Annotated in this window: 20 protein-coding genes and 1 pseudogene; 12 read left to right on the top strand and 9 right to left on the bottom strand. The window is 54.4% G+C overall.

Going from position 1 to position 17,501, the window contains the following annotated elements:
* Positions 1–150: 150 nt before the first annotated feature.
* From GFER_RS15500 to GFER_RS15445, 12 genes are all read left to right on the top strand, one after another.
* Complete coding sequence (locus GFER_RS15500; RefSeq protein ID WP_040100844.1) at positions 151–429, top strand: DegT/DnrJ/EryC1/StrS family aminotransferase; 279 nt, start codon at positions 151–153, stop codon at positions 427–429.
* Positions 426–1,286: an N-acetylneuraminate synthase family protein gene (locus GFER_RS15495; protein WP_040100843.1), complete on the top strand. Its 861-nt coding sequence runs from the start codon at positions 426–428 to the stop codon at positions 1,284–1,286. Before GFER_RS15500 ends, GFER_RS15495 begins: the two co-directional genes overlap by 4 nt.
* Positions 1,279–3,072: a cytidylyltransferase domain-containing protein gene (locus tag GFER_RS15490; RefSeq protein ID WP_052446491.1), complete on the top strand. Its 1,794-nt coding sequence runs from the start codon at positions 1,279–1,281 to the stop codon at positions 3,070–3,072. Before GFER_RS15495 ends, GFER_RS15490 begins: the two co-directional genes overlap by 8 nt.
* Complete coding sequence (locus GFER_RS15485; protein WP_040100841.1) at positions 3,069–4,301, top strand: class I SAM-dependent methyltransferase; 1,233 nt, start codon at positions 3,069–3,071, stop codon at positions 4,299–4,301. Before GFER_RS15490 ends, GFER_RS15485 begins: the two co-directional genes overlap by 4 nt.
* 40 nt (positions 4,302–4,341) lie before the next feature.
* The gene (locus GFER_RS15480; protein WP_074669596.1) at positions 4,342–5,418 is read left to right on the top strand and encodes an FkbM family methyltransferase; all 1,077 of its coding nucleotides are present in this window, start codon (positions 4,342–4,344) and stop codon (positions 5,416–5,418) included.
* A 19-nt stretch (positions 5,419–5,437) separates the two neighbouring features.
* Entirely contained in the window at positions 5,438–6,244 is an 807-nt protein-coding gene (locus GFER_RS15475) for a transketolase (RefSeq protein ID WP_040100837.1), read from the top strand.
* 2 nt (positions 6,245–6,246) lie between these two features.
* Entirely contained in the window at positions 6,247–7,215 is a 969-nt protein-coding gene (locus GFER_RS15470) for a transketolase family protein (protein ID WP_052446490.1), read from the top strand.
* Between the two features lie 17 nt (positions 7,216–7,232).
* Positions 7,233–7,964, top strand: a complete 732-nt coding sequence (locus tag GFER_RS15465) for a 3-oxoacyl-ACP reductase family protein (protein WP_040100885.1) — start codon at positions 7,233–7,235, stop codon at positions 7,962–7,964.
* Positions 7,961–9,181 (top strand): ATP-grasp domain-containing protein, encoded by a 1,221-nt coding sequence (locus GFER_RS15460; protein ID WP_040100836.1) that lies wholly within the window; start codon positions 7,961–7,963, stop codon positions 9,179–9,181. The genes GFER_RS15465 and GFER_RS15460 overlap by 4 nt, the downstream gene beginning before the upstream one ends.
* Entirely contained in the window at positions 9,147–11,135 is a 1,989-nt protein-coding gene (locus tag GFER_RS15455) for a glycoside hydrolase family 57 (protein ID WP_235264109.1), read from the top strand. Before GFER_RS15460 ends, GFER_RS15455 begins: the two co-directional genes overlap by 35 nt.
* A gap of 198 nt (positions 11,136–11,333) precedes the next feature.
* On the top strand, positions 11,334–12,164 hold the full coding sequence (locus GFER_RS15450) for a flagellin N-terminal helical domain-containing protein (protein WP_040100832.1): 831 nt from the start codon (positions 11,334–11,336) through the stop codon (positions 12,162–12,164).
* Positions 12,165–12,247: 83 nt separating this feature from the next.
* Positions 12,248–12,610, top strand: coding sequence for a flagellar protein FlaG (locus tag GFER_RS15445; protein WP_040100830.1), 363 nt, complete (start codon positions 12,248–12,250; stop codon positions 12,608–12,610).
* A 312-nt stretch (positions 12,611–12,922) separates the two neighbouring features.
* Here the strand turns inward: GFER_RS15445 and GFER_RS15440 are convergent, their stop codons facing one another.
* The 9 genes and pseudogenes from GFER_RS15440 to GFER_RS19880 all read right to left on the bottom strand — a co-directional run.
* A complete protein-coding gene (locus GFER_RS15440) occupies positions 12,923–13,417 on the bottom strand; it encodes a toxin PIN (RefSeq protein WP_040100828.1) in 495 nt (164 codons plus the stop codon).
* Positions 13,410–13,664: a UPF0175 family protein gene (locus tag GFER_RS15435; RefSeq protein WP_040100827.1), complete on the bottom strand. Its 255-nt coding sequence runs from the start codon at positions 13,662–13,664 to the stop codon at positions 13,410–13,412. Before GFER_RS15435 ends, GFER_RS15440 begins: the two co-directional genes overlap by 8 nt.
* A 173-nt stretch (positions 13,665–13,837) precedes the next feature.
* On the bottom strand, positions 13,838–14,155 hold the full coding sequence (locus GFER_RS15430; protein WP_040100826.1) for a nucleotidyltransferase domain-containing protein: 318 nt from the start codon (positions 14,153–14,155) through the stop codon (positions 13,838–13,840).
* A gap of 180 nt (positions 14,156–14,335) precedes the next feature.
* On the bottom strand, positions 14,336–14,641 hold the full coding sequence (locus tag GFER_RS15425) for a nucleotidyltransferase domain-containing protein (protein WP_040100825.1): 306 nt from the start codon (positions 14,639–14,641) through the stop codon (positions 14,336–14,338).
* Entirely contained in the window at positions 14,641–14,901 is a 261-nt protein-coding gene (locus GFER_RS15420; RefSeq protein WP_235264108.1) for a nucleotidyltransferase substrate binding protein, read from the bottom strand. Before GFER_RS15420 ends, GFER_RS15425 begins: the two co-directional genes overlap by 1 nt.
* Before the next feature lie 138 nt (positions 14,902–15,039).
* On the bottom strand, positions 15,040–15,906 hold the full coding sequence (locus tag GFER_RS15415) for a nucleotidyl transferase AbiEii/AbiGii toxin family protein (protein WP_040100824.1): 867 nt from the start codon (positions 15,904–15,906) through the stop codon (positions 15,040–15,042).
* 3 nt (positions 15,907–15,909) lie between these two features.
* Positions 15,910–16,557 carry a type IV toxin-antitoxin system AbiEi family antitoxin domain-containing protein gene (locus GFER_RS15410; RefSeq protein ID WP_040100883.1) on the bottom strand — a complete coding sequence of 216 codons (648 nt, stop codon included), beginning with the start codon at positions 16,555–16,557 and terminating at the stop codon, positions 15,910–15,912.
* A 358-nt stretch (positions 16,558–16,915) separates the two neighbouring features.
* The gene (locus tag GFER_RS17945) at positions 16,916–17,404 is read right to left on the bottom strand and encodes a nucleotidyl transferase AbiEii/AbiGii toxin family protein (protein WP_052446488.1); all 489 of its coding nucleotides are present in this window, start codon (positions 17,402–17,404) and stop codon (positions 16,916–16,918) included.
* Positions 17,401–17,493: pseudogene (locus tag GFER_RS19880) on the bottom strand (type IV toxin-antitoxin system AbiEi family antitoxin domain-containing protein); the annotation flags it as partial. The gene GFER_RS17945 and the pseudogene GFER_RS19880, both read right to left, overlap by 4 nt.
* Between the last annotated feature and the right edge of the window lie 8 nt (positions 17,494–17,501).

Below are 17,501 nucleotides of genomic sequence, written 5' to 3'. Positions count from 1 at the left end.
CAGTGGTCTGTTGCCATCGTACCGAAGGGATGCCGGGGGTGGTCAATTTTGGGTAATCACAGGGCCCCTTAACTGGTCAAATTTAGATTATCAAAACCAGAGGGGCTTAGCGACTTCCCTCTCACGCGCCCCTGGAGGGATGCGAACGCCTTGTCCGCCTTTCACCTTTATGTCGTCCGGCTTCACCTCGACCGGATCAGAAAGAGCCGGCGGGAGGTTTTCGAGACGCTACGGGAGCGGCGCATCCTTGTCAATCTCCACTACATCCCGGTGCATACCCAGCCCTATTACCGGACACAGGGGTTCAAGGATGGAGACTTCCCTGGGGCAGAAGCTTATTACCGGGAAGTGATCACCCTGCCGCTCTATTCTGGGCTGGCAGAATCCGACCAAGATCGAGTCATCACCACGCTTCGGGAGATTTTATGACCAAGCCTCTTTTCGTCGCCGAAGTATCCAGCAATCACCACCGCGATTTGGAGCGCTGCTTTCGCTTTATTGACACGGCGGCCGCTGTAGGTTGTGATGCCGTAAAGTTCCAACTCTTCAAAATCGAGGAACTGTTTGCTCCGGAGATCTTGGAAAAAAGCCCCACACACCGGGCACGGAAAGACTGGGAGCTGCCCGTAGAGTTCCTGCCCCACCTGGCAGCCCGATGCCGTGAAAGGAAGGTTCAATTTTCTTGCACCCCGTTCTACCTGGATGCGGTGGAAGAACTGCTCCCCCATGTGACCTTCTATAAGATCGCCTCTTACGAACTTCTCTGGACCGACCTGTTGATCGCCTGCGCCCGTACCGGAAAACCGGTGGTCCTTTCAACGGGCATGGCAACCATGGATGAAATTCATGGCGCCGTTGAAACGGTGCGGACCGCCGGTTGCAAGGACCTGATCCTGCTGCATTGTGTCTCCGGATATCCTGCGCCGGTCGAGCAATGCAACTTGGCCGCCATTAATACCTTGGCGGAAAGGTTTGCGTGCCCCACGGGATGGTCCGATCACAGCGTGTCGCCGGCGGTTATCTATCGGGCTGTTCACCATTGGGGTGCCCGCATGATCGAGTTTCATCTGGATCTGGAAGGGGAAGGGGACGAATTCAAGACGGGCCATTGCTGGCTGCCGGAGAAGATAAAAGAGGTCATTGCCGTTACTGTCGCCGGATTTGAGGCTGACGGTGCAGGAGAAAAAATTCCGGCCGCAGCCGAACTTCCCGACAGGGAATGGCGGGCCGATCCCATTGATGGATTACGCCCTCTCAACCATGTGCGGGAGAATTGGCGTGGCTAAGCCAAAGGTAGCCGCAATCATCCAGGCCCGCATGGGCTCCACTCGCCTGCCTGGCAAGGTGCTTATGCCCCTGGCGGGTAAACCGGTTCTCTGGCATATCGTCCACCGTCTACGCAAATGTCGCATGGTGGATGTGGTTGCGATAGCCACCTCGGCCGGCATTCAAGACGACCTCCTGGCGCTGTGGGCGACAGAGGCAGGAATACCGTTAATTCGTGGCCCTGAAGACAATGTTCTCGAACGCTACCTCCTTGCCGCACGTCAGTTGAATGCTGATATCGTAGTGCGCGTGACCGGTGATGCACCTCTTGTTGACTCGGCACTAATTGACCACATGATAGAACTGCTGATTGAAAAAAATGCTGACTACTGCACAGGAGAACCGGGAGTCTTGGCAATTCATGAAGGATTTGCTCCCCTTACGCGAAAAGCACTGGAAAAAATCGGTAAAGAGGGAGCATCCGAACCGGCAGGACGGGAACACGTTGACGGGTATATCAAACAGCATCCTGAGCAGTTCAGTATCGTCCATGTTCCCATTCCCCAAGCACATCGCATTGCCGGGACTCGCGTATCGGTCGACACGCCTGCAGACCTGGAGTTTCTTGGTTTGCTCTACCATGAACTGGGAGCCGATGCCGGAGAACTTGACGTCGCTGAAGCGGTCGCTCTGCTCAAACGCCGTCCAGAACTACTCTCGATCAATGCCCACGTTCAGCAGAAAGATATGACCGCCGCCAACAAGTTGGTGGTGATCCGTTGCGACGGCCATCCCGAGATCGGTCTTGGCCATGTGGTCCGTTGCTTGGCCATAGCCCGCAGCCTCAGGGACAGGCAGGGCATCGGCATTGTCTTTGCGATGGCTGAACGCTCTCCTGGCCCGGATATGGTCAGGGAGGCGGGCTTTCCCATCGAGCTTTTCGATGGGAAGAGGAATGAATTCCTCTGGCTTGAAGAGCTGCTCGCCCGTCGTTGCGCCAACGGACTGCTTTTGGATATCCGTACCGATCTGGCGGCAGCCCCGATACGGGATTGGCGCCGCAAGGGGGTGCACATCGCCGTGTTGGATGATGGAAGCGAACGTCGGCTTTGCGCTGATCTGGCATTCTATCCCCCTGTCCCCCAAGTCAATGAAATGGACTGGACAGATTTCACCGGAAACCGCCTCATCGGTTGGGAGTGGATTCCCCTTAGTGCAGGATTTGATCGGAAACTGCTCCCACCGGAAAATCAGATACCGCAGGTGGTTATAACCATGGGGGGGAGCGACCCTGCAGGGCTCTCACTGCGGGGCCTGAATGCCCTGCAGCGACTTGACGTTCCCGTAAATGCCCGTCTTATTTTGGGAAGAAGCTTTGCCCATGGGTCGCAGCTTGCCCAACTCCTGCCAAACCTGGATATACCAGTCACCATCCTGGAAAACGTCAGCAACATGCCGGAAGCTCTCGCGGATGCAGACCTCGTCGTTGCATCCTTCGGCGTGACTGCTTACGAAATGGCCGCCCTTGGAATTCCGACAATTCTCCTGAGCCTCACCGACGATCATGCCCGTTCCGCATCAGCCCTTCACCAGGCGGGAATGGCGCTTTCACTTGGGAATCATGTCGACGTCACAGAGGGACAACTGGCCGACGACATTCGCAATCTTCTGATTGACCCAAAGGCACTCAGCACTATGCGGGACGCCAGCGCACACATTGACGGGAAAGGAGCCGGTCGCATCGCTGACCGGCTCAACGAATCCCTGTCGGAACAGCTAGTCAAACAGCAAAGGAGCAGTAAATGACCCTGATTCCCTGGAGCCATGTCGACTCTTTTCTCTACAATACGACGGACCCTGCCCTCACAAGCCATCGACCGTGTCCGGTATGTGGCTCTGACCAATCCCGTGAAATTTTGAGAATGAACGATTTCCAGTTTTTCACAGACAACGCAACGCTCCCAAAGCGCACCACAATCCGTGAAGTACAATGCACCGCATGCTACGCCCTCTATCTCAATCCCGCCTACACATCCCGCGGCTTTGAGGTTCTTTTCGCCGAAGCAGGCTGCTCTTATGGTGCGACAGAAGGACGGCCCCAGGAACAAATCCGCTGGCTGACAGGGGTGGGATTACTGAACGATGGAGGAAGTATTCTGGATGTCGGCTGTTACGATGGAAGATTTCTTTCACTTCTCCCTGCAAAAGTCGGAAGAATCGGGGTTGATATCGACAAACCGGCCATTGAGCGTGGCAATCACCAGTATGGCAACCAAGGGATAGAGCTGGTTCATGGTGATTTCGACAGCTTTAAACTCGACAGAAAGCCAGATGCCATCACAATGTTTCATGTCTTGGAACATCTGCCCAACCCACTAGAGACCCTGAGAAACTTGCGTAATCAAGGGCACGAAGACACCTCACTGGTAGTCGAAGTCCCTATATTGGAAAACGGTTTCACAAACGACATAAACAGCTTCTTCTCAGCCCAACACATGACCCACTTCAGCAAAAACAGCCTTAAGAATGTACTTGCCCGTGCAGGCTGGGAGCTTGCCGGACAGTTGGAACAGCCTGACTACAATGGTTACAGGGTCCTTGCAAAGCCTGCTAAAATAACTCTTCAGGCGAATGCCAATCCCGAAGATGACATTACCTTGAAGCATCTCTTAAAACATCGGCGTGATGCTATAGGCAAGGCAAACGCCAACCTAACGGCTATTGGTGATGCAGAAAAGGTTGTAGTGTGGGGAGGAGGGATGCACACAGAATTTTTATATCACTTGACTGGCGTTTTTTCGCGAAAAAGCAATAGGCAGTTCCTCATTGTGGATAGTGACCCTCTAAAGCAAGGGAAAACTTGGCGTGGAGTCAAGATTGAAGCACCTGAGCATATCCGCCAAATAGATTGGACCGATGCTAAACTTTTGATCTCAAGTTACGGGGGGCAAGAAAAAATCGCGGAGTTTGCATCAATGATGAGTGCCCCGGAAAATGTTATGGTTAAGGTTTACGACGCTATACGAGTTTACTGAGACACAATATTTTTTTGTTGAAATTTAAGGAGCGTGTGTGGTGATAACTTTTGCTAAAGCCAAATTCGACATGGAAAAATTATTATTAAAACAAGAATCTGTCGTGATTTTTGGAGCAGGTCTTGCGGGAAAAAATGCCCTTAAAGTCCTTAAAGGAAAAGGAATTAAGGTTTTGTTTTTTTGTGACAACGATAAAAAAAAACTCGGCTCTTATATTGAAGGTATAGAAATTTTTCCACCATCTCATCTTTTGGAACACACGGAAAAAACTATTTTGATAGCAAGTGATTATTTTGGAGAGATTTCCAGGCAGTTGCAGGCGATCGGGATCACAAAGTTCTATTATTTCGGGTTTTGCTTTGATTACGAACGTTGGCATGGGCATTTTGATTCTCGCCGACTTGAGGCATGTCAATCGCGGATAAATATCTCTTATAAATTATTTAGTGATGAGGAGTCGCGCAACTTATTTGCTTCACTGGTTGAATTCCGAAAGACACTTGGCGCATCAGGAGCAAGTTGGTCTCCTTTCGATGAATATTTTCATCCTGAAGTTAATCCGAAGCAGGGCGACACCATCATTGACGGGGGGGCATGGACAGGGGACACCGCTGAAGCTTTTAGCCGCGCCCTGAATGGCAAATGTCAGATCTACTCATTTGAGCCGGATGACGAGAGTTTCTGTAAACTCCGGGAAAATGTAAGCACCCAAAGTCTCAATGGATCAGTCCACCCCGTCAAGTTGGGGCTGTGGTCCCATGCAGCCACCTTAAAATTTGAATCATGCCGGGAAAATTCGATGCAACATCAGGTTTCTGAAAATGGCGACCTCCAAATCCAGGTCACGAGTATTGATGAGTTTGCCTCAAAAAATAATATTAAGATTGATTTGATAAAAATGGATATTGAAGGTTCAGAAATAGAAGCATTGCTTGGCGCCTGTGAAACGATCCGGAAATCCAGGCCCCGTTTGCAAATTTGCTCTTATCACAAATTTGATGATCTATGGGAAATTCCGATACTTATCAAGGAGTTATTCCCGGGTTATCTGTTGTATCTAGGGCACCATTCCCAAAACATTTTCGAGACAATTGTCTACGCAAAAAGTCCACAATGAACTTAGTGGTGAGGCTAACATGAACGATCTAAGGGAACTTGCCCGTAAAATACGGGTGCTGGCCATAGAGGCTATTTACTGCGCACGCTCAGGTCATCCTGGCGGCAGCCTGTCGGCTGCCGACATTCTTGGCGTGCTCTACTTTGAGGAATTACGCGTTGATCCAACGCAACCGCGCTGGATTGACCGAGACAGATTTATATTATCCAAGGGTCACGCCTGTCCTGCCCTGTATGCCGCCCTCGCACTCAAAGGGTTTTTCCCCGCAGAAGATGTCCGCAGTCTGCGCAAGATTGATCACTACCTAGAGGGGCATCCCGATGTAAAGATACCTGGAGTGGATGCGCCATCAGGCTCACTTGGCATGGGGCTTTCACAGGGACTTGGCATGGCTCTGGGGGCTCGTTATGGCAAGAGAAGTTTCCGCACCTATGTGCTGCTTGGTGACGGCGACATGCAGGAAGGCAATACCTGGGAAGCGTTCATGGCGGCCGGCCACCACAAGGTTGCGTCCTTAACTGCCATTCTGGACTATAATGGGCTGCAAGGTGAGGACCTTGTCACGAAGCAGATGAATTACAACCCCATTGCCGAAAAACTCACTGCCTTCGGTTGGAATGTTCAGGAAGTTGATGGCCACAATATTGATCAACTGCGCGCGGCACTGGCGGCAGCTCGCTCCGAATGTGATAGGCCAAGCTTTATTCTTGCGCGAACGGTCAAAGGCAAAGGGGTCGAATTCATGGAAAATCAGCAGGTATGGCATGGGAGCTCGACCTTGACTAACGAGCAGTACCAACAATCCCTTAAAGGTCTGGAGGCGTGACCATGGAGGGGCCGACCTATTGGAAAATTGGTGATCAGATTTCCTTGCGCGATGCTTTTGGTCGTGCCCTAACATCCTTGGGTTCAATTCGGGATGATTTTGTCTTGTTCGATGCCGACGTTGCCGGTGGAACGGGGGCTAAACCTTTCGTGCAGGCGTTCCCCGAAAAAGTTGTGCAATTCGGCATCGCTGAACAAAATATGATGGCAGCAGCCGGCGGTTTTGCCGATACGGGTATCATCCCGGTGGTGACAACCTTTGCTGCTTTTGGAACGATGCGAGCGCACGAACAGTTCCGCACTGCCATAGCCTATCCAGGGCGTAATGTAAAACTCTGTTGCTCCCATATCGGGGTAGACGTAGGACCTGACGGGCCTACCGCACAAATGCTTGAGGACCTGGCAACCATCAGAGCCGTTCCGGGTGTTACTGTCGTGGTGCCGGCCGATGCGAATCAAATGTTGCAGGCGTTGCCGGCAATCTTGGATCACCCTGGTCCTGTATACATGCGCATTGGTCGTAGCCCGGCACCGGTTATCACCCCTGCAGACTCATCCTTTAATATCGGCAAGGCATCCCGTCTGCGTGGCGGTAATGACGTGACTCTTATTGCCACGGGAGTTATGGTCGCTAGAGCACTTGCTGCTGCAGAAAATCTTGCAAGCGACGGGATAGAAGCCCGTGTGATCAATCTTTCAACCATAAAACCACTGGACAAAGAAGAACTGCTACAAGCCGCTATAGAAACCGGGGCACTAGTAACTGCCGAGGACCACAGTGTCCTTGGTGGGATGGGAAGCGCTGTCGCGGAGTTCCTCGCCGAAACTCATCCTGTCCCTATCTCTTTTGTGGGAGTCCGAGATCGTTTTGGTAAATCGGGAGAGCCGGAAGAACTGGCACGACTTTTTGGCCTGACAGCTGAGGATATCCAAAAGGCTGCCAAAAGCGTTATTGTGCGGAAGAAAGCTTAATGAAAAAGGACGCTGCCATGAATCGCATAATTTTCGTCACCGGTGCCAGTAGAGGAATTGGCAGAGGGATTGCTGAACTGTTTCTAGACTATGGACACCGTGTCGCGGTCGGATATAGGGAAAACCAAGAATCAGCTGAATATTTAGGTGAAAAATACCCCAATGCGTTGGCCGTTAAAGTTGATTTGGCAGACAGATCTTCAATCAAAAGAGCCATTGAAGCCACTCGGTCTCACTTTGGGCATGGCATAGAAGTCCTTGTGAACAACGGCGCTATAGCTCAGGAAAAGCCATTTCTGACTATTACCGATGAAGACTGGGACCATATGCATGCCGTCAACCTTCGCGGCCCTTTTGCCTTCACTCAGGAAATACTACCTGACATGGTCGATGCAGGATGGGGACGGATTATCAATATCACCTCAATCGGTGGCCAATGGGGTGGGTTTAACCAAGTACATTATGCCTCCGCTAAAGCAGGGCTGATAAACTTCACCAAATCAATGGCCAAGATTTACTCCGCAAACGGCATCACCATCAACGCGGTCGCGCCCGGCTTGGTCGCAACGGACATGTCCGCAAACGAGTTACAGACAGAAGCGGGGAGGGAAAAGATTAAAAATATCCCTGCCCAGCGACTTGGCACCGTTGCCGAAGTAGCAGAAACAGTGTTGTTTCTTTCCTCTGATGGCGCTTCCTACATCACCGGCCAAACCATCAACCTGAACGGAGGCATGTACTTCGGATGAAAACCCTCTGGATCGTCAGCGGCGGAGCTGAGGCGATGCCGGGAATTCGCCGGGCAAAAGATATGGGACTCCACGTGGTGGTGAGCGATGGGAGCCCGAAGGCTCCGGGGGCTCTCCTGGCGGATAGTTTTGTTCTGGCGAGCACATATGACGTGAACGCCACCGTGAAGGCAGCCAAGCGTTATCATCGTGAACAACGGCCTGTCGACGGTGTGATATCAGTTGCCGCAGATGTCCCCCTTACCGTGGCCAGCGTAGCCGCAGCCCTGGGCTTGCCGGGCATCCCCCTGGAAACGGCGCAACTGGCTGCGGACAAGCTGGCCATGAAGCGGCGATTTGCTGAAAAAAACATACCGATCCCATGGTTCCAGGCCGTGGACTCTTCTGAGCACCTGCATGAGCTGATACGGCAGAGAGGCTTCCCGCTGGTGATCAAACCAGTGGACAGTCGGGGGGCCCGGGGGGTACTGAGGCTGTCCGAAAAAGTCGATCTGGATTGGGCCTTCCAGCATGCCCGTGATAATTCACCAACAGGGCGCGTGATGGTGGAGGAATACCTTTCCGGCCCCCAGATCAGCACCGAGTCATTGTTGCTTACAGGAAAGGCTTACACTCCGGGCTTCTCCGACCGGAACTACGAATTTTTAGAATGTTTCTCGCCCTACATCATTGAAAATGGGGGAGAACAGCCCTCGGCCCTATCCCCCTCTGACCAAGAGACAGTAAAACGGTGCGCCGAGGCTGCCGGCAGGGCCATGGGGATAGGGGCGGGAATTGCCAAAGGGGACATGGTTTTGACTTCCGAAGGGCCGAAGGTAATAGAAATCGCGGCACGTCTCTCGGGAGGCTGGTTCAGTACCGATCAGATCCCCCTGGCGACCGGTATCGACTTGGTTGGTGCCGCAATCAGTGTTGCCCTGGGAGGGTCACCGAGTGACGAAGAGCTTACACCCCGTTACCGGCGGGGGGTAGCCATCCGCTACTTCTTCCCGGAACCCGGAATCATCACGGCCATTCATAACATTGAAAAAGCCAGACAAATTCCCGGCGTCTACAAGCTGGACTTCTTTCTGGGGCCTGGAGAAAAGGTTGAACCGGTTACCAACCATACAAAGAGGTGCGGATACGTCATAACCAGCGGCGCCGACCGCTCCGAGGCTCTTAGCCGAGCCGCCGAAGTGATTGGCACTGTCCGCATTGAAACCAGGAGCGTCTGACAGCATGTTGCATCTTTTCTCCTTCTTTCACCTCAATCTCGCCTTCTCTTCCCTCGAGGAGGAAGCACGCCCTGAGGTTATCCGCCGCTGCTATTGGCCGCTGTTGCGCCTGATCCGGGAGCAGCACCTGCCGGTGGGTATCGAGGCCTCGGGCTATACGTTGGAAGAGATCCAGCTGCTGGCTCCTGAGTGGGTGACGGAGCTGCGGGAGCTGTGTCGCGAAGGGTTGGTCGAATTCATCGGCAGCGGCTACTCACAAATGATCGGCCCGCTGGTGCCTGCGGCCGTCAATCGCGCCAACCAGCGCATCGGTCTGCGGGTCTATGAGGAATTGCTCGGGTTTCGGCCCGAACTGGTTTTGGTCAACGAGCAGGCCTACTCAGCCGGGCTGGTGCCGATTTATCGTGAGGCTGGTTACCGGGCGCTCATTATGGAATGGGACAACCCCGGCAGCTCCCGCCCAGGTTGGAACCCTGATTGGCGGTATTTGCCTCAGTATGCCTGTGGCGCCGACGGCTCCACGTTGCCGGTGATCTGGAACAAGTCGATTCCCTTTCAAAAGTTTCAGCGTTACACCCACGGCGAAATGGAATTGCCCGAATACCTGGATTTTCTCGGTAGTCGGGTGGGGCGCGAGGAACGTACTTTCTCGCTCTATGGCAATGACGCGGAAATATTCGATTTTCGGCCTGGACGGTTCAAGACGGAGGCGGTTATGAGCGGCGAAAACGAGTGGTCGCGTATCGCCAAGCTCTATGAGGCTGTTCAGGCTGATTCAAGATGCAGGCTGATTCGCCCTAGCCAGGTTCTCGAATTTCTTGATCGCTCCGGAGCTGGAAACCTGCTGCATTTGGAGTCGGCCGCTCAACCGGTACCGGTAAAAAAGCAGGCCAAATACAACGTCATGCGTTGGGCGTTGACCGGACGGGACGATCTTTGTCTTAACACCGCCTGTTGGCGTCTTTACGAGGCTCTGGCCGGTGACGAGGGCGCTGACGAATCCGACTGGAAAGAGCTCTGTTATCTGTGGAGCAGCGATTTTCGGACCCACATTACCGCCAAACGCTGGGAAGGGGTTCAGGGGCGGCTGGAGACCTTGCAACAGCGGATGGCGACGGCTTCCAGACCAGTGAAAAGTGAACGGGTACCAGCGCTGGTCGACGATATCCTCGTGTGTCAAAATGGGGCGTTTCTCGAAATTGAAACCCCGCAGCAGCGGCTTCGCCTCAACTGCCGTCGCGGGCTGGCCGTAGACGGGTGGTGGGACAAGGCACAGTCCGATCAGCCGCTGATCAAGACACTTCCCCATGGATATTTCGATGATATTCATTACGGTGCAGACTTCTATACTGGGCATTTTGTGCTGGAAATCCCCGGGCAGCACAAGGTGACAGACCTTTCTCCTGTCACTCCGGAGTGGAATTTAACGGATGATGGCGTGGTTGTCCGTGCGGAAATTAGAACCAGGCTTGGACCCGTTGAAAAAGAGGTGCGTCTGTTAGGTAGTCGAAAAGGCTTTGAGCTGATTTATCATTTCAGATGGCCCGAGTGTCCCAACGGCACCCTTAGGCTGGGCCATGTGACAGTGAACCCGGAGTTGTTTCAGCAGGACAGTCTTTTTTATCGAACCCACAACGGCGGTGAGACGCGTGAAATTTTTCATATTCAAGGTGAGCCAATCAACCACTTGGCACCAGTTTCCGCTCTGGTTTCAGCCAGCCACGGGTTGGGTGTGACCGGCGAAGTGGTGGGGCTTGGCGATTATCGGACTGTATTGAACGTGGGCGTTGATAAATCGTCCGCGGCGCTCACCGGACATATCGCTTATGCGCCTGTAGATGACCGTTATTTCTTTCGGCTGGTGTTTTCTGCGATGGAAATGGATGATACCTCCTGCCATGTAGCCTCCCGCACATGTTTTGAAAATCGTATAGTTAGGCTTTGGATTTCGTGACCAATGTGTCCGGCTCGGTGCAGCGATTTTTTTCTAAACCTTTTCTCACCACCTGTCGATAAGCCATCCAAGAGCGGAAAATTCCTAAAAAAGGAGGTGATTTTCTCCTAGACAAAAAATTTACCCCCGCTCTCCGAAGTTCATACTCAACATCAAGGGCAAGGATGCCCGCAACCCAACTTCACGGAGGAAAAAACCATGGCACTTTCAATTAACACTAACGTTGCTTCTCTCAATGCCCAGCGTAACCTCGGTGCTTCCCAGTCCAGTCTTGGTACTGCCATGCAGCGCCTCTCTTCCGGTATGCGCATCAACAGTGCGAAGGATGATGCCGCCGGTCTCGCTATCTCCAACCGCATGACCTCCCAGGTCCGGGGTTTGAACCAAGCAGTACGTAATGCTAACGACGGCATTTCTCTGGCGCAAACTGCTGAAGGTGCCTTGCAAGAGACTACTAATCTGCTACAGCGTATGCGCGAACTGGCGGTGCAGTCCTCCAACGGCACCAATACGACAGAAGATCAGAAGTCCCTGGATGCTGAATTTCAGCAGCTGATTACGGAGATCGACCGTATCGCGACGGACACCTCCTTTAACAACCAGGTTCTGCTTGCTGGTGGATTCTCTGGGGCATCCAACGCAATGGTATTCCAGATTGGTGCTGATGCAGCCCAGACGATTGCTGTCGAAATTGCTGGCGCGGGTGCAGGTGCGCTGTCCGTAAACGGACTCAATGTTCTTACTTTCAGCGCCGCCCAATCCGCCATCACTCAGATCGACAGCGCAATTGGAACTGTGGATACCAGCCGCGGCGACCTCGGTGCGGTGCAGAACCGTCTCGAATCGACCATCGCCAACCTGCAGAACGTTTCCGAAAACGTCTCGGCAGCACGCAGCCGGATTTTGGACGCCGACATCGCTCAGGAAACCTCAAGCATGACCAAGTACAACATCCTGCAGCAGGCCGGTGTTTCGATTCTTGCCCAGGCCAACCAGGCCCCGCAGCTTGCTCTGTCGCTGCTCGGCTAAACAGAAGCACGTTAGGCTCTTTCGGGGGATCCCACGGGATCCCCCGTTTTTCCCTTAAGCACCAGGGAAGCGGGAGGTAGGTCATGAAAGTCGAAGCTGTTGCAGCGCAACAACTCTTCCACCAGAATCCCGGCCAGGCCAGCGTTGATCCGCAGGCCAATGAAAACCGTCAGGTCGCGGCGGCTGCTGCCGAAACAAAACCTGTGGAAAAAAAGGCTGAGCCGCAGGTGGATTCCGTTGAACTGCTCAACCGCATCAAGGAGTTGACGGACGACGGCGCTTACAGTGTGCGCTTTGAGAAGAACAAAGATCTCAATGATGTGGTGGTCAAGCTGGTTGATTCTAAAACCGGCGACGTGATCCGCCAGATCCCGGCCGAGGAATTGCTGGGGCTCAACAAACAGTTAAAAGATCTGCGCGCGGTGATGATCAGTAAGCAGGGGTAGAAATCCGGGGTGGCGGGACGCGGGTTGCGGGTTGCGGGTTGCGGGACGCGGGTTGCGGGACGCGTATGAAACCCTGGTGGTACTGAACGCTGAAAAGGCGGGATAGGGGCGGATCAATCCTTGGTGAGGGTGGTCGCTGCTGTCGCGGTATTTGTGCGTCCGCTTGCCTATATCGTTTTTCCCTCCTGAAAAATCGCAAAATTCCATTAAGAATTCGGCGGGTCGCGTCCCGCCGGACGCCTTCATTTTGGTGGGCGCCTAAACGAAGCAAAAGCGCTTCCTTGTAAAGGAGGAGACTTTTGTTATGGCGCGTTATTCCCCGGCTTCATGAGAGACAAGTTTCGCCAGTTCCTCGCCTATCCAAATCCCTTTGAGCCGCATGCTGGAAATGGCTGCGGTGACAGAAAACCCACCCAACTCTTTTTTTGCTCGAACCAGGATTCCCAGTGAGCCGGTGAGTTTCAAGCCGTTGAGTCGAGCGATGCGGCGGCCGACCGCTTCGTCGATGCAGACGGTTTGAATTTTCAAGTCAATGGCGGCCTGGATTACGGAAGCCTCACCCCGGTCAAGGGTGTTGATCAGATGTGGGTTGATCTGTCGCGGTGTGTCAAGGTTCTCGAGCCAGGTCGTGGTGGAAAATTGGGCGACGGCAAACCCATCTTTGCCGGCTGCGAGAATTTCCCGGCGAACCTCGTAGGGCACTACAACGCGTCGGTAAAGTTTTTTCAGGACCTGAAGATTGTCGAACGCCGCGACCAGGGCAATCAACGGCCCCGTATTGATGACCAACTCATCAGTCTCATGCATTGCCGATATCTGCCTTCAGCTCCTCGGCATCCAGGTTAATTGCCGATACGCCGAAATCCTTGAGTCGCAGGAGAAATGTGACCCTGTCCATCCCTGCCAACTGGGCGGCTTGGCCGGAAGAGAGGCGTTTCATCTCAAAAAGTTTGACCGCCATGGCCATCTTGGCCTCTTCTTCAAAGCCCTGCCGTGTTTCGGCAAGCGCATCGGGTAAGGAATCGGGGTATTCAATGCAAAGGCGAAGCGGCATGGCATTGCTCCTTCGTGATGTCGCCGACTGCGATGTTATGGCTGGGCTGAAATTTTACATTCGATTCGAGGCTGTGGCAAGAATTCGGCGGGTAGCATCCCGCCTGACGCCTTCATTTTGGTGGGTGCCAAAACGAGATCTTCGTCACCGTATTGCAGCGGGTGATGTCCCGATCAGTGGCGGGCATAGAGGATGGTCCCTTCTCGCCAGGCTGGCCGGGCGACAGTTCCGGGGATAGTCTTGTCGCGCTCAAATTCATCGGGGGTGAGGATTACGATGTCGCGGGCGAAGCCGCTGCCTCGCAATTCCCTATCCATGGCCACCATCATTGCGCGCCGGTTGCCGCGGATGGGCGTTATCACAAGTAGGTCGACATCGCTATGGAGGTCTGCATCTCCGCGGGCTTGGGAGCCAAAGAGAATAATGCGCTCGGGGTCGAATTTCGTGGTCAGTTTTCGAACCGCGGCTTGTAGTTTTTCAGCGTCGACCATGATAGAACCTTCTTGTTGAATTTTTCAGAAGTATAGCGAAATGCCCAAGGTCGGGCAAACAGGAATCACTCCTCCTGCGTGGGAAACGATTATTGATGCGGTAGGTAAATGTCTGTGCACCCCAGAGTGGACATTCTATTTTTTATCCCTGTTCATAAGGTCTTTAGGTGTTTTTTGGCGTTAGCTGCGCCGATAAAAAACCACACCCACCCGGTCGATATGATTACGCAGCTCCTCATGATCGAGGTGCGCGTACAATGAGAGATCGATTTTGTAAGGCAGCAGCAGATCGTCGAGTTCGTCGGCGATGACGGTGAGATTTCGTGACGTAAGGGATGGACCAAAAAGCGTCAGATCGATATCCGAGCCGGGCTTGAAATTGCCCTTGGCCCGTGAGCCGAAGAGTACCGCTTTTTTAACGGCAGGGTGTTGCGCCAGAACCGTGCAGATGCGCTCGATGGTTTGCTCCTTCAGTCCGTAGCGCATCAATTGTTCCCGGACGATTCCGCCAGAGTGGGAAGCTTTTGGGCCAACTGCTCAAAGGCGGGATAAAAGCTTGTCAGGATGTCTCCGACGATTTTTTCAGCGGTCTGTGGATTGTAGGTGTGCGGGCTGAGAATGCGTGCCCTGATCATCTCCATCCAGGCTTCGCCGTCCTCAATCAGGCCGTTCTGAAAGGCCTCCAGGGTTGCGCCCTTGGAGCCGATAATCCCCGAGATGCCCATTTCTTCCAGGTAATCCTTCAAGACATTCCAAGCCAACTCACGCTTGCCTATCGGGAAAAATCTGATTTTGGGGGTGGTTTTTTCTGAAATTGCCCTCAGGAAATGGAGCATTGTCTAAAGTCTTCTTCAAGGATTTATCGTGGGGCTGCCGGGCGTCTACTACACGAACTGAATCCGGCGGAGCACGTCGAGGAAGAAGTCCCGCGACCAGATCTCAAGCGCCTCGGGATCCCGGACGAAGGGCAGGACCTCCCCGCGGGCCTGATCGACATCAAGGCGGCTGATCGCTTCGTCGGCCAGGTCCTGGAAGTCGTCCGGGCCTATCTTCTTCTCGCCTTTCCAATGGTTGCTCTGGCGCATCCGCTGCTCGAGGTGCGCCAAGTGCAGCTCGGGATGGCGGGCGCAGTACCACACCAGGTCGTACCAATCGCGCCCCTTCACCCGGTTCTTCCAGCGGCGACAAAGTATCGCGTGCATCTTGCCGGCGAACAGATCGGGGAGCCGATAGCTGCGGACGCTGAAGGGGATCGGCAACAGCAGGAACCGGTTCTCCGTGGAGAACCCGGGCGGGGGATCGGTGTCGACCTCAATCTTGATCCGGGTGAGCTGGCCTGCGGGGATCTGCCGCCGGATGTGGTCGCCGGCCTGGATGACCAGCAGCTCGTTGGCCGTGTTCGCCTTCAGGAAGGCCGACTGCACAGCCGTCTCGACCGCTTTTCCCTTCTGCTCAACCCGCACTTCGAAGCCGAAGGCCGCCAGTTCCCGTTCCAGCGCACTGCTGTAGCGCTCCAGCTCGAAGCCGGGCATCGGCTGGAGGAGGGAAAAGTCGAGGTCCTCTGAGAAACGATCGAGACCGTAGAGAATGCGCAGGGCGGTGCCGCCGTAGAAAGCGGCCTTCTCGAAGAACTTGGCCCGCCACAATCCGAGCAGGGCCAGCTCCTGGAGGATCTCCCGCAGGGCCCGGGTGGTGTCTTCCACCCGCTGGCAGTCGTAACGGGCCAGCATTTCGAATACGGCTTCGCGCATGGGCTATCTCTTCCCCCTGACCAGCCGCCGCACCAGTTTAGCCAGCAGGGCCACGCGCGGGGAGCGGTAGGCTTGGGCGAGTGCGTCGAGCAACCCGGTATCTAGGCCACCCAGCGTCGCCGCCTCAATCCGCAGATCATCCACCAGATATGCCAGGCACTCCTTCTGGCTCCTGATCCCCAGGCCCCGCCCCTGCTTGAGCTTGTCCGCCAGGGCCTTCTCCGGTGCGGCGATCAGGAAGGCCCTGCCGTCCTCCAACTCGACCCTGCAAAGTCCCACGGAGAAGCCGGCCTCGGGGACGCTGCTGTAGAGAAAGAGGCCGACGGGGGTGCTGAAGCGGGCGCCGCGCTTTGGCGTCACCGAAGTGAGCGCCTCGACCCGCTCCGGGATAAGGCCATGATAGTGCAGGGCGTAGTCGAGAGATACGCAGGAGGGGCCGTAGAGGAGATTGGCGAGGATCTCTCGGGAGTAGGGCTTGCGGCGCCACTTCTCCCCGAAGATGTACAAGCCCTTCTTGATTCGGACGATGTTTCCCCTGGCCAGCAGATCGGTCACCTTGTCCCGGGGCCGGGCGTAGTCGGCCAGGGCTCCCATCAGTGCCTGGTAGTCGAATTCCTCGAACGGGATGGCTTGACGCAGGTCTTCGTTCATGGTGTCACGATACAAAATGTGATTATTCTTGCGTAGTATGTCGAGAATTTGTAGACATACTACGCTTTAAAGAACAAAATTTCAAGCATCGACTCAAAGTGCCTGTTCTGCGACAATTACGATGGCCGGTTCCAAACGAAAAAGGGCGACTCAAAACAGAAACAGGCACTCACGTATTGCAGCGTAAGTGTCTGTTTTTATTTGGTGGAGCTGAGCGGGATCGAACCGCCGACCTATGCGTTGCGAACGCTCATGAAGACCCGAAAAACTGAAAATCGTGTTATCTTTTCACACTTGTTAGTCCAGGTACTTGGGTAAAAAGTGACATTGTTGTTACTTATCGTAGTCACATTGTTAGTCACAGCGGCGGCTCCTCTGGAATTTTCAAAGGTGGCGCGCCCCCTGCCAGCCCCTCTGCCAAGTCTTCGCAAACCCGTTCCCTGCGTGAATGGCGAAGCAGACCGGCATCAGGAAAACCTCGATGGCGCCGGCCACATTCTCGAAGGTCGTCCCCTCCCCTTCCAGACCGTTTCGCCCGAGGAATGCCCGCCACCTCCACCCGGCAGACGTCCCGAAAGACCTCTGCCAGATGCGCCTCGGTGCTCTCGCCGAACCCGAGCAGGTCGGCATCGCGGGTCGGTCGGTGCTCGTCCAAGCCCCAGAGGGGAAAGAGCATCGCCCCCTTGAGAATGAAGGCGCCGCTGTATTCGGACTCCCCCAGACGGTAGAGCAGGCGCTCGGTCCCGAAGCGGGTGAGCAGAAGGCCGAAGTCCTCCCGACGCTCCCGCGCCCGGTTCAGCAGCCGCTGGCGCACCGAAGCCGCCATGTTATTTTTCCGATCTTTCATGCGCTCATCGCTTCCAGATAGGGTCTCATGACATTCGCTACACGGCAGAGCTTGGCATAGCGCCAGAGGTCATCGGTACTGCGTTGACGATGGCTTT

Origin of the sequence: Geoalkalibacter ferrihydriticus DSM 17813 (assembly GCF_000820505.1) — a bacterium.
GTDB lineage: Bacteria > Desulfobacterota > Desulfuromonadia > Desulfuromonadales > Geoalkalibacteraceae > Geoalkalibacter > Geoalkalibacter ferrihydriticus.
This window is presented reverse-complemented; position numbering and strand designations above follow the sequence as displayed.